Annotated in this window: 6 protein-coding genes; all 6 read left to right on the top strand. The window is 47.2% G+C overall.

The window, feature by feature from the left end; translation table 11 throughout:
• Positions 1-194 precede the first annotated feature (194 nt).
• The 6 genes from csaB (at position 195) to DFP98_RS11210 (ending at position 13,302) form a co-directional block, all read left to right on the top strand.
• Entirely contained in the window at positions 195-1,316 is a 1,122-nt protein-coding gene (gene csaB / locus DFP98_RS11235) for a polysaccharide pyruvyl transferase CsaB (RefSeq protein WP_116060681.1), read from the top strand.
• Positions 1,317-1,396: 80 nt separating this feature from the next.
• Positions 1,397-2,167, top strand: a complete 771-nt coding sequence (locus tag DFP98_RS11230; protein ID WP_116060680.1) for a WecB/TagA/CpsF family glycosyltransferase — start codon at positions 1,397-1,399, stop codon at positions 2,165-2,167.
• Positions 2,168-2,304: 137 nt separating this feature from the next.
• Positions 2,305-3,432 (top strand): glycosyltransferase family 4 protein, encoded by a 1,128-nt coding sequence (locus DFP98_RS11225; protein WP_116060759.1) that lies wholly within the window; start codon positions 2,305-2,307, stop codon positions 3,430-3,432.
• A 260-nt stretch (positions 3,433-3,692) separates the two neighbouring features.
• A complete protein-coding gene (locus DFP98_RS11220; RefSeq protein ID WP_116060679.1) occupies positions 3,693-7,487 on the top strand; it encodes an S-layer homology domain-containing protein in 3,795 nt (1,264 codons plus the stop codon).
• 556 nt (positions 7,488-8,043) lie between these two features.
• Entirely contained in the window at positions 8,044-10,965 is a 2,922-nt protein-coding gene (locus tag DFP98_RS11215) for an S-layer homology domain-containing protein (protein ID WP_181917622.1), read from the top strand.
• Between the two features lie 168 nt (positions 10,966-11,133).
• Entirely contained in the window at positions 11,134-13,302 is a 2,169-nt protein-coding gene (locus DFP98_RS11210; RefSeq protein WP_116060677.1) for a hypothetical protein, read from the top strand.
• Positions 13,303-13,428 lie beyond the last annotated feature (126 nt).

The following is a 13,428-nucleotide window of genomic DNA, read 5'->3' as shown; positions in this document are numbered from 1 at the left end:
AAGATTAGTACAGAACAAGATAAGTAAAGGCGGCAGTTAAGTAAAAGAAATCGAGTATGTCGGGGCATTGGAGCAAGAAACGGTTTAACGTAGAAATGCGTGATGTAGGAAACGGCGCTTTAGCGAATCCTACGGGTATCTATAGAGAGATAAGGAAGCGACGGAGGCGGAGGGCAATCGGACAGGAGAAGAAAATGTATCGTCTTGTGCTGTCGGGGTATTACGGGTTTAAGAACAGCGGTGACGAGGCGGTGCTTAAAAGCATTCTGACCGCGCTGGAGGAGGCTGCGGACGCGGCTGGAGTAAGAGTGGAGCCAATCGTGCTGTCGGGGGACCCGGAATGGACAAGCCGGCAGTACGGCATCGAAGCCGTTCCGCGAATGAAGCTGGCCGAGGTCCGACGGGCGCTTAAGGGGAGCGACGGGCTGATCAGCGGCGGAGGGAGTTTGCTGCAGGATGCAACTGGCATGGGCTCCATTCCGTATTATTTAGGGATTATGGAGATGGCCCGCTGGTGCGGCAAGCCGACGTTTGTGTTTGCGCAGGGCATCGGGCCCGTGAATCGGGCGATGTTCAAGCCGTTTATTGCGCGAGCGTTCAAGCGCGCGCAATACGTGTCTGTGCGGGACGAGGAGTCGGCCGCGCTGTTGCGCGGCTATGGCGTGCCCGCGTCCCGCGTGGCGGTTGTGCCCGACCCGGTGATGGGCTTGCCGCCGGGAGGGCTTGGCGCCGACGAGATGGGCGGCGCCGATGTTGTGGACACGCTGCCCGTGGTGGGCGTGTCCGTCAGGTTTTGGCGCAGCGACCGCGCGGACCTGGATCGCGCGGCTGCGGCGCTTGAAGCGCTGGCCGCGCACGGCGTGCGGGCGCGGCTGCGCTTTTTGCCGTTCCATCGCGGCGCGGACGAGGATTCGTCCCGCTACGTGATGGAACGGCTGGCGCGCACGGGGGCATACTCCGAGCGGGAGCTCGAGTTGGCCCCGGCGCACGACGACCCGCAGCAGATGCTGCGGGAGGTGGGCCGATGCGCGCTGCTCATCGGAATGCGGCTGCATTCGCTGATTTATGCGGCGAATCGGGAGGTGCCGCTGCTCGGCATTTCGTACGATCCGAAGATCGATCAATTTCTGCAGCGTCTGGGCGAGAAAGCGATCGGGACGACGGAATCGCTCGACGCTCAAGCTACAGCCGAGAGGGCAGCAGCGCTGTTGCGCGATCCGGAGGCGTGGAAAAGCGAAAAAATGAGCTCGATCAAACGGCTTAAGGAAGAAGCTGCCAAACCCGCGCAACAAATTATCGCTTTCATACGTAAATAATATGTAGGCTAACGTCGATTCGGGGGACAACGAGTCCTGAGAGATGAGACGACAGTCTGATCAGTTGGAGTTGACCTTTAATGAATGCGAAGACGAAGGCGTTTGCTACGGTTTCCTTGTACGGCGTACCCTTCTCAAAAATGAATATGCAAGAGACGGTCAATTATTTGGCAAATGCGATTGAGACGAAGACGCCTCATCGAGTCATTACCGGCAACCCGATCATGCTGATGGTCGGATTGGAAAATGCCGACTTCCATCGGACGCTCGCTACGGCGGATCTCGTCGTTCCCGATGGCTCCGGAGTCGTCTGGGCTGCCCGCAGGCTGAATGAGCCGGTTAAGGAGCGGGTACCCGGCTATGATCTGATGCACGAGCTTCTGAAGGAAGGGAGCGTGCGCAGTTGGAGCGCCTATCTGCTGGGAGCAACGAAGGAAGTGATCGAAGCGGCGAAGGAGAAGCTGAGTTTGCAGTTTCCCGGGGTGCGTTTCGTGGGTTGCCGAGATGGGTATTTCAAGGATGATGAGGATGAAGAGGTCGTGGCCGCGATTCGCGAGGCGAATCCGGACATGCTGTTCGTCGCCCGGTCCACGATGAATCAGGAGCCGTGGATCGAAAAGTATCAGGCTCAGCTGGGAGTACCTGTCGTTATGGGAGTTGGGGGCAGCTTCGACGTGGTGTCGGGCAAGCTCAAGCGAGCGCCGCTCATTTTCCGCAAGGCGGGGATGGAATGGTTGTATCGTCTGCTGCAGGAGCCTTCGCGGTTCGGGAGGATGCTGGTGCTGCCTCGATTTGCGCTTAAAGTGATTAAAGACGGAGATAAAGTCCTAAAAGCGGGCAATCCGCGATGAAAGCATTCGTGAAAATCGCTTAATTCATGAAAAACGGCTGAAAACGACGAATTGACCACCTTGTTGAATTTCTTGTGGCCGGAGTATAATTCATTTCGGTACAGAAAAAAAGGGAGTTGTGGATATTGTCCGGTTGGATGCTAGGAATCGCACTTATTTCATTCGTTGCGGCAATGATTTTAGCATTGGTATTGACGCCGCTAGTCAAGAAGCTGGCTTACCGCGTCGGAGCAATCGACGAGCCGAATCATCGCAAGGTCCATACTAGAACGATGCCTCGCCTTGGAGGCGTAGGGATTTACGCAGCTTTTACGATCGGTTTGCTCTGTATCCTGCCTTGGGTGCCGGACGGTTACCTGAGTGCATACGACCGCAATCTCATTAGCGCGCTGCTCGTTGGCGGCACATTGATCGTGCTGCTGGGCGCGCTCGACGATAAATACGACTTAAACGCCAAGCTGAAGCTGCTCGTGCAGATCGGCGCGGCTTGCATCGTTGTGTTCGGCTTCGGAGTTAAGATCAACCTGTTGAACATTCCGTTCGGTTCGGCGATGCAGCCGCTCGGCGAATGGTTCAGCGTGGCTTTGACGATTGTCTGGATTGTGGGCGTCACGAACGCAATCAACCTGATTGACGGCCTGGATGGGCTAGCCGCCGGAGTATCGGGCATCGCCATCGCCACGATTCTCGTGATGGGCATTATTATGAGCAACGAAGCGGTTATTCTGCTGGGGGCGCTGCTGCTTGGCAGCATCGGGGGCTTCTTGTTCTTCAACTTCCACCCGGCGAAAATTTTCATGGGCGATTCCGGTGCGTTGTTCCTCGGCTTTGCGCTGGCGACGCTGTCGATGCTCGGGTTTAAGCAGATTACAGTCGTGTCGTTCGTAACGCCTCTGCTGATCATCGGCGTGCCGCTGTCGGATACGTTCTTCGCCATCATTCGGCGCTGGCGGAAGGGCAAGCCGATTTTCGAAGCGGATAAAGGACACCTGCACCACTGTCTGCAGCAGCTCGGCTTCAGCCACCGCAAAACCGTTCTGATCATCTACGCAATCGCGGCGTTTTTCGGTACGTGTGCGGTCGTTCAATCGTCCGTCACCAATACAGGACTGGGCAACTGGATTACGTTTATCGTTATCTGTGCGCTTGTGTTCCTGCTGCAGATTGGTGCGGAACTGATCGGCATTGTCGACAAAACCCGCCGTCCGGTTCTGGATTTTCTCGCGAGGATTCGGATGAAGCCTCAGACGGGGTCGCGGAAATAAAATATCGTTTGGCGTTGAGCTTTTATTCTTCGCCCCGAGATGCTTTCGGCATTTCGGGGCTTTGTTATGTCTTGAGGCTTATTTTAGGAGAAAAAGGCGAAGGATGGCTAAACTTTCAAGGATTCGAGACCGATAAACAGGTATACGGAATGTCTGATCAACTGGCATAGCAATGGGACGGGGCGGTGAATCGAGAGCAGCAATTATCAATCTAGGAGCCAGTACGAGTGTCCAATGTTTAACGAGGAGGAATTTTGAACGTGAAACCAACGATTAATCGCATCATGCAGTGGCTGTTAGTTGCAGCCTTGGTCGTATCGATGCTGCCAATAGCTCCTTCGAAATCGGAGGCGGCCGATCCTATATATTTTCAGTTCCGGGATTTCAGCACATCGGACACTTCTCCAACAGAAGTAAATTCCAATCAGATTGAGATTGCTGGTACGTTTAACTCCGTAACAAGTTTGTCTTATCGCGTTGAGAAAATCGTCAACGGACAAGCAGTTGAAGCTTCGAACAGCTCGACGCAGCCGATCATTACAGGCGGGAACTCCTTCCGTTTTGCCGCCGTAACGATTTATGAAGGCTTGAATCGGATTACAGTTCTAGGTGTTAACCAGGTCGGTAACGTCGTTTCCGGAGTGGCCTACGTCAATTTTTCCAATGTTCCGGTAATTACCGAGGTTAAGCTTACGGATGGCAGACCGTTATCTTCTTCGGCTCCTGTCGTAACTGCCCGTGCCAACGAAGCAATCTCTGTCAATGCTCCTAACGCAACCAATGTAACGATCAATGGCGTAGAGATGTTTGGGGGCTCAGGGACAACGTTCTTGCTAAACAATCTCGGATTAAAACGGGGATATAATAAGCTTGTCATTTTGGCTCGCAATGGAACTAAAACATATGAATTGACTCGTTATTTAGTTTACTTCAACGGCTCATTAACGGCCTACAATGTGAATTGGGCGGGAACGGCCTTGGATGGCGATCCCGTATTCAGCACTGCCCCTAACGGCAATGTTACCTCGAAAGTCATTTTGAAAACGAACGTTTCACCGACCGCGCTTCCTCCGGAGTTCAGAGTAGAACTTGTCGATAGCGCTGGCAATCCGCTGTCTCCTTCGATCGCTAGCGACGCGAGCTATGTTCCGGCTACCGGAGTCGTCGTGGAAGGCGATTTAACAACCTATTCAATCACTACAGATAGCGCACTAAGCCTTGCAGGCTTGTCAAATGGCAAGTACAATTTGAAAATCAGCGATACGAGCGTGAGCGGCGCACCTTTTATTTTAGTTCCGTTTACTTACCGCGACGCAGCTTCGCCGTATATTACGGATATCAAGCAAGCATATGACGTAACGGATCCGGGCGGCACAGGATCTACCATTGCGTTTGCTTCGTCTGCTTCATTCCCGAATAATTCCGCAGTAAGCATCGTTCCTTTATGGATTTTGCTTGACGTTGCCAATCCTACAGGGGTTACGGCAACTGTAACGGCAAAGCAGAACGGAGTTGCAGTTTCGGGAGCGAACTTTGTCTTTAGCACAAGGGTGACGAATTCCGGACTGCCGGCAATAGTGATTAACAAAATGCCGACAGGTACGGTCGAGCTTACGTTCACCGTGACTAACGGCACGTTCTCCGACAGCGTAGTGCGTACAATTGTATTCGTACCTGCGCCTTCGATTCAATTAAGCAACGTGTACAACGGTCAAATTTTTGAGTCTAATGCGTTGCCAATCATTGAGGGTAAAGTCATCAACTTCAACCTGACCGATGCTGCTGAATTAAATAGCGTTTATATGAAGCTCAATGGCCAAAAGTATCAGATTAACACTTCGGGTGTAGGTAAGATCTTCACGGCTGCAGAAACGGTTGGAGGAGTCAATTACAAACCGGGTGATTTCAGATTTGACTCTACTGCAGCGATTACGGGCGGACTTCAGCTTCTTCCGGGCGCTAACGAGCTGATCTTCGAAGGAATCGCCAACGGCGTACCAGTATCGACCAACTTTACGGTTTACTTCTTCTCTAAAGACAATCCGGCAATCAAGAACATTCGGCCTGTTCCGTTCGTCATTGAGCCTTCGTTGGATACGAATGTTCTGGACATTAAACGTAAATTCAATGATATCGAAGTCAAGTTTGCTCCAACAGGCGACAAACAATTCACGACCACGGAGAGATCGCTGGATTTGTTGTTTGACGTTGAGGCGCTTACGAGTGCTGAGATCCAAATCGACGGCAAAAAAGTTGTTACGGCTACCGTTACGGATTCCGGACCGGGTGCGGGAACGATTGAAACATTTGATTCCGAAATCTCCGATACCATCAAGCTTTATATTGAAAACCCGAATAACAATATGGCGGTAACAAGCTACTTAGATCCGGAATATAAATATCGGCTTCGTCTGTCAGAGGTTAAGCTGCCACAGTCGGGCTCTACGAACATCACCATTATTGTACGAAAAGGTACGGTATCCGTATCCGAAACGTACACGATCGTTCGTGATTTGTCTCCGTTTCTGATTTTATCGCCTCAACTGCCGAACGAGAGCGTCATCAACTCGAACTTCCTGAAGGTCAGCATTAAGGCCGAAGGAGCGGATTCGGTTCTGATCGGGAAGAACGCGATGGTTAAAGACACAGGAGATATTTTCAGATACGAACTGAAGGGTCTGAAGGTTGGGAAGAATACGATTAAGTTTACCGTTCAGCAGGGAACTCAGAAAATTAACGGTTCTTTTACCGTGAACTACGCTGGCGACAGTTCTGTAACGGCGCAGTACAAGTCTAAGTTGCCGACCTCCGGCAAGATATCTTTGTTCAAAGGCGAATTGGGGTTGACATTCCCTAAAAACACGTTCTTGAGACAGGCGAACCGGAATCCGGGCCAAGACGTCAAGACAATTAACCTGTTCGATGCTCAAGAGCTCTATTTCGGAATTGCGGATCGTGAAGACGGTCGGACGGTCAAACGTTACAATGCAGTAGGTGAGGTTGATCTTCAGAGCAACCCAATGGATGGTATCCTGGTAGATGTTCCTGTAAGAGCGGAAGCGACAGATCGTCTGATTCCGAAAAATAACTTCACATTTGCATCAAACCTGTTCTGGGTGGATTCGGGATACTTTAAGGGTACGGGATTGGTCAACGATTATCAGTTGGTTGATGCCATGCATCCATATGCGACAACGGATAATGGCGACGATGTGTTCTACCTTCGGTCCTTCTATCCAGACAAGTGGTTAGAACCATCACAACGAGGAACGATCACAATCAAGTATGATTCGAATATCGTAGATGCCATTGCCCGAAATTTGAGCATTTGGCGTTATACGTCACAAGGCTGGGTTAACGTTGGCGGCACGGTAGACACTAAGAAGAAGACTGTAACGGGTTCTTTTGACGGTTTTGGTTATTATGCGGTCATGTCTCTTCGTTACAGCTTTAGTGATATTGTCGGTCATCGATATGCCCGTCTGGCGCTCGAGACGATGTTCTCCCGCGGAATTATGCTCAATAAAGATAACAACTCGTTTGGCGTATATGACAATATAACTCGTGGCGAATTCGCCCAAGTCCTTGTTAAAATGCTGGACATTCCGTTGGAGTATGATCCCAACAACATGACGTTTGATGACGTGATCGCGATCGACTTCCCGGATGCATTGTGGAACTATCGTTACATTGAAACAGCAGTCAAAAAAGGCTTCATACGCGGAAGGTCGCCAAGGCTGTTCTGGCCTAACGATACTTTGACGCGTGAGGATGCTTCTGTGATGATCGCAAGAGCACTGAATTTGGTCAAGGGCAAGGCAGACATGGATAAAGATGCTGTATCACTGCAGAAGTTGTTTACGGATGCGAATACGATCAGCGTGTATTCGGCCAGTGCGGTTCTGGCCATGCAGAAGGCCGGATATATTACTGGGATTCCGAATAATACTCCTGGAGCTAAATTGTCGTATCGCTTCGAACCGAATTCCAATCTGACACGCGCAGATGCGGCGGTTATTGTGGAGCGGATCATGAAAAAGCTTAAGAAGCTATAAGTAGATTTAAGGGAGTCGCCTTGGGCGGCTCCCTCTCCCTCTTTTACACCAAGACGTGCCATGTTGCATGTTGGTTCTATAGGAAAAGATTTGACAATGATTTAAAGCATAGGCCAAGCTATACTAAAGTAGCGATTAAGCGTACATAACGAAACGGTTGATCTGCACAACGCAATAAAAATGTTTGAGGTTTTTGAATTCGACCGCAACTTTTCCGAATCCCATGCGTTTAAAGATGTGGGTCGCAACGAGAGGGACTCAGGAACTAAAACTCGCATCATCTCTATGAATTTGTGCTTTACGCTGGGCAAGCGTCTCATGTATAATGAAGAAAGTGGCATAATTTACCCTGCCCATTTTTTGCCTGTATGGCACTACAATTACTAGGTTTCAAGTTTCTGCGACATGTATCTACTAAAATAGACATGCCGTCAGACATCAATTATAGACAATGCTCTTCTCAAGGAAGGGGGTGAAAACGCCAATGAGAGATTCGAGCTATAATTTTCACACACAAACACAACAGATATTTTCTCGAGGAGGAGAAAAAAAGGTTATGAAGAAAAGTTTATCTATTCTGCTTTCCTTCGCCCTGGTATTCGGCTTGTTCGCATCCATGGCATCTGCAGCCGACACTGAATTGACGGTTGCACAGAAATACCAAGCACTTGTTGATAAAGGCGTACTGAAAGGTAACCCTGACGGCGATGCTCGTCTGGACGCTAACCTGAACCGCGCTGAGTTCGCTACGATCGCTATTGCCATCTCCGGATTGGCTCCAGAGAAGCCTGCTACGGCAACTTTCTCTGATGTTAATTCCAAGCAATGGTGGTATGGCGCAATCGAAGCTGCTGCTAAAGCAGGTTTGGTTGAAGGCTACAACGGCAAATTCGATCCTAAAGCTAACGTAACAGTTGAGCAAGTGATCAAAGTTGCTGTTCAAGCTGCTGATCTGAAGATCGACGAGAAAGCTGAAGCAGTTGAAGGTGCTTCCGCATGGGCTGCTCCTTACATCAAGGCTGCTCTGGACGCTGGTCTGATCGCTACTGGTCTGGACTACAAAGCTGACGCTACTCGCGGCCAAACGATCCTTGTTGGCTACTCGGTTTACGAGAAGCTGAACCAAGTTGAACCTGCTAAGGTTTCTGTAGCTTCTGCTAAAGCTAGCGACTACAACGAAGTAACGGTAACTCTGGACAAAGCTGTTGACACAGAGAAAGCGAAACTGGCTCTTAAGCGCGGAACTGGATCTGTTGCAACTGAGACGAAATGGTCTGAAGACAAGAAATCTGCTACACTGACTTTGACTAGCTCCAAGATCACTGAAGCAGACTACACTGTCACTCTGTCTGGCCTTGATGCAGAGGAAATCGCTACTGCTACAGCTTCTTTCAAAGGTGAAGACGAAAAAGTTGCGAAGCTTGACTTCGTAACAACAAGCGACGAAATCGCGTATACAACTGCTGCACGTGTTAAACTGAGAGCGGAAAACCAATATGGTAAGTTGGCTTCGTTCAACTCCGCTAACTACACTGTTACTGCTGATGCGATCCTCGGTGCTACGCTGACTAAGGATTCTGAAGGTTACTTGGTTGTGAGAATCAACACAGCACAAAATTCTTACAACAAAGGCCTGACACAAATTCCGATTTATGTCTATGCTAACGAAAACCATCTGACTGCGTTCAAATCGTTCAAACTTGGTTTTGAGCCTTTCATCTCCAAAGCTGAACTGAGCGAATTCAAGTATGACAACGGTAAAGCTGCTATCATTGGTAACGGCGATACAGCTACTGCTCAATTGAGTGTATATGACCAATACGGCAATCCTGTTGCAGTAAGTCAAAACCTGAACCCTGTGTTCAACAACAATATCCTGCCATACCTTCAAGATTCCAAAGTCACGGTTGACGACTATGATAGTGACGATGAGTATGAAGTGCGTGTAACGCTTGATAAGAAGACGGACAAAGCTTCTACTCATACTCTGACATTGTTTGTTGGTTCTGCAACTGCAACTGCGAAGTTCGAAGTTGGAACTTCCAAAGTAGCTACCTCCATTGAATTCAATGGCTTTGATGGTACACTTGCAGAGAATGATGCTGATAAATATGTCACTTTCAATGCATTCGATGCTAATGGTGATCAACTGACTGCAGCAGAAATTGCTGATAATGCTAAAAATGATCGCTTTATCTTGAATGGATCTGGTGTAGGCGGTACTGGTGCGAAAATCGTAACGGTTGGCCCTAACAGAGGCAAAATTCATCTTCCGTCTATTACTGCAGTTAAGAATTCGTTTGTATTCTTGAACCTGAGCATTCTTTCTCCGAATGCTAATACTTCTAAACAACTGCAAATCAAGGTAAACCCTGAGCGCAAACCTGCTTCTCTGAAGGTTGCTACTAAGGCTCATGACAAAATGGTTCTGAATGCTGAATCAAAGTTTGTCATTAACATTCTTGACCAGTATGGCGATAAGTACGAAAAAGCACTTCCAGCTAACTATCGTGTTTCGTATGACTTCATCAACGGTTCCGGAACTGGCGCATCTGCAGTTTCTTCGGGAATTACAGTAACTGGTGCTATTCCGGTTGCTGGAACAGGTTCGAGCGTTGCTCAGTCGGTATACTCTACAACGACTGCTAGTATCAACGGCGATCTATTCTTCCAAGCAACAACTGGTTCTACTGGCAGAGCTACTCTTAAAGCTACGTTGGAGGAGAATGATACAACGTGGAAAGCAATCTCCAGCACAGTCGCAGTGTCGATTGATGCAATTGACGCTCAAACACCGCTGAACTACTCTGTTGGCGACATCACTCTGTACGCTGCTAGAGACAATAAAGCTTTGTTTACAGGAGTTGCGGCATTTGCAACTGCAGATAATGTAGCACCAACGTCACTTTCTACTTTCTTGCCAGCTAAAGAAGTTGGTTTGACTGTTAAGGATAACGCTGGGAATTCTGTAGCTGTTCCATCGCTGGTTCGTAACGTTGCTTCTTCGAATAATAATGTAGTGAATGCAGAAGCCGATGCTGGCAGAATTGTTGGTAACAAAGCCGGTGAAGCTACAGTTTCTGTTGTTATCGCTAAAGCAAATGGCGAGTCTGCAACACTGAGTGCTAAAGTAACGGTTAAAAACGATGCTGTAATTGCTGACGCGATTACTTCCGATGGCTCTAAGAACCTTGGTACTGCTGTGAATAACAAGTTCGCACCAGTAGAAATGGCAGCAAAAGTAACGGATAACTATGGCGTTGCATACGAGAAGGATGCAATTAACACGTATGATAAGCTGCTGGGTGTTCGTTACACAGTGTCCGAATTGACAAACGTTGCAGTTACTGTCAATGCGATTACTGGCGAGTTTACTGGATTTAGTGTAACTGATACTACGAAGCCTTATCAGTTCGTTGTAACAGCTACTGCTCCGAATGGCAAAACCACAAGCACTGTGTTCCACAACCAGAACTAATAGCTTGAGGATTTTCTAAAAGAAGAGGATGAGACCCATAAGGGTTCATCCTCTTCTTTTTTAATTTAAATCCTATATTAATAATAAAGATTTCCCAGTATTAGCGCAACTTGCAATGAGGTTGATACGTTCTATATAGTAGATAAAGCTAATGCAGGAGGATGAACAATGAAAGAGAAGCGCAAGTTAATAATTATATGGCTGTGTTTTGTAGTATTGTTTGGCGGACTAAATACTGGAGCAGTTCATGTATCAGCTGATGCAAAGAGTGAGAGCAAAGTAGAGTACTTGAATCCTATTTCCCTTGGAACAATTAAATTGCAAGACAACGTTAACGCGAAATTATTGAATCTAATAGCTACCCCGGACAACAATAGTCAATTTATTGCTATTACACTGCAGGTCACTAATAAAAGTCGCTCAGAAGTTCAATTCCTTGATTATTGGCTTGAAGCTTACACAAAGGCCGGAGCCAAAGTGAACTTAAAAATGATTGATTCCCAAATTAATAAAATTCCTGCAGATTCGACTGTAAATATTGTGTTCACTGGTACTGTAGGAATTGGTGTGAAACTGTCGGATATCACACTTAAACTTATTAAATGGGATTTCTCTGTTAGTTCATACAAACGCGTATTAGGTCAAATAGAAGTGCCTGATCGATATTCACCGGTTACACCGGCTGGAAAAGGTCGGTCGGTAGTAACAGGAGATGCACAAATATCTTTTTATATTAAAAATGCGATTATAGGGAAAAGCGATAGCTACTACCGACCGGAGATCACTCTGTCTATACGAAATAATGGTGTTCGTTCAATCACACTGCCAGATTATCAGCTGTACGTTATGACTGAAGGAAATCTAATGTATCCACTCACTACTAAGGATATGAAAGGAGTTGCTCTAGATCCTTGGACAGAGAAGGAGTTTAAGCTGACTGCGCAGATCCCGATAAAAGTGAAGGCATCAAATTGGAAATTGGTTGTCGTATCCCTTGAAAACGAAGGTAAAGACAAGCAATCTCTCGCATTATTCGAATTACCAAAAGCAGAAGTTACGAGCGGCAATACTTTGGGGAAATACTATTCATTTCTTACTGCAGAAGGAATGTATGAAATGAAGCTTGATACAATCTATCGATTGCCGATCGAAGATGATGATCTTATAGTGAGTAGCTTCACGGTAGCAAACAAAACAAACAAGACCCTTCAAATGCCTGATCTAAAGGCTGAGTATACATTTAACGGTTCAGTTAACAGAACTGCAAACGTGCTCGAAAACAATAAGCTGATCGCTCTTCAACCCAATCAAACCACTGTAGTACAGTTCTCTGCTAGGGTTCCCTACACGTTTAGTATTGGAGAAACAAAGATCTCAATTAAATCTAATGATTCAACGGAAAAGCCGGATAGTAGTAATTCTATTGATTTAGTTGCATTCGAGTATAAAGATGCTTTCAATTCGATTCCAAGACTAACAGCAAAATCGACTATGAAAATTAATGATGTCGGATATCGATCTGAAATAAGTCTTAAAGATTATCAGCTATTTGAAGGAGTAAACACAGATATTGTAATGGTTCAACTCACCACTCAAAATATGGAGAAAAGGCAAGCGGCCCATCCAAAGTTGGTAGGCTACTTTGAGAAGGAAGATGGAACCGTATTTGAAGCAGTGGTTGACACACTTGATGAAAAGATTGGTGCTAATGGAAAGGGACTATTACAAGCCGTAGCGACATTGCCTAAAGGAACGACAACCGAAGATATGAGGTTTGTTCTGGGTAAGGCGATACTTGAAAGTGCTCAGACTGGTGGTAGTGATGGCAAGACGACCGAAAAACTGGCTGGTTATGCGAGCCCGGTTTCGTTCCAAATGCCAAGTGTGCGTGAACTGAAGAATGATCTGCAGCACATTGATCTAACTCCATTTGACTTTACAATTAATCGTGTGGCTACTCAAATAAAGTATAATGCAACACAGGGCGAGTCGAAGGTGACATTAGATTTTGACTATACCCTAAGTCGCGATTTGTTGACAAAGGCCAATGTAAAGGATAGAAAAATTGTACTCGAACTAGTTGATGTTAAACAAGGAACTAAGTTCACTAAAGAATTGACGTTGCCGTCAGGTGACACAAAAGCTCAATCTGAGGATATTACGTTACAACTGGGAGATCGTACGCAACGAATTGAATGGGATAACCAGGATGTTTTCTTGATTATTCAAGAGTTAAAGGAGTTCCAGTTCAACGTTTATGCACAAGCGCAAACAGGTTACCGTAGTTTGATCGCGACGCAGAATTTCAATTGGCTGTCTAATAAGTCCTTAAAGTAGTAATAATCATTCTTATCTGTTATCACATGATGCCTAACGGGCTTTTCTTAAAAAGAAATTTAATGGCCCTGGCAATTCCGCCAGGGCCATTTCTGTGCAACGAGCGTTCATAATGTAAGTAAGTAG

The organism is Cohnella phaseoli (genome assembly GCF_003386235.1).
In the GTDB taxonomy this organism is placed as follows: Bacteria; Bacillota; Bacilli; order Paenibacillales; family Paenibacillaceae; genus Cohnella; species Cohnella phaseoli.
The sequence above is the reverse complement of the archived record's forward strand: the minus strand, read 5'-3'. Positions and strand labels throughout refer to the sequence as shown.

Excerpts from the sequence above, each read along its gene's own strand:
- DFP98_RS11215 (WP_181917622.1), top strand. The coding sequence starts at position 8,044 with ATGAAGAAAAGTTTATCTATTCTGCTTTCCTTCGCCCTGGTATTCGGC.
- csaB (WP_116060681.1), top strand. The coding sequence starts at position 195 with ATGTATCGTCTTGTGCTGTCGGGGTATTACGGGTTTAAGAACAGCGGT.
- DFP98_RS11225 (WP_116060759.1), top strand. The coding sequence starts at position 2,305 with ATGCTAGGAATCGCACTTATTTCATTCGTTGCGGCAATGATTTTAGCA.
- DFP98_RS11230 (WP_116060680.1), top strand. The coding sequence starts at position 1,397 with ATGAATGCGAAGACGAAGGCGTTTGCTACGGTTTCCTTGTACGGCGTA.
- DFP98_RS11210 (WP_116060677.1), top strand. The coding sequence starts at position 11,134 with ATGAAAGAGAAGCGCAAGTTAATAATTATATGGCTGTGTTTTGTAGTA.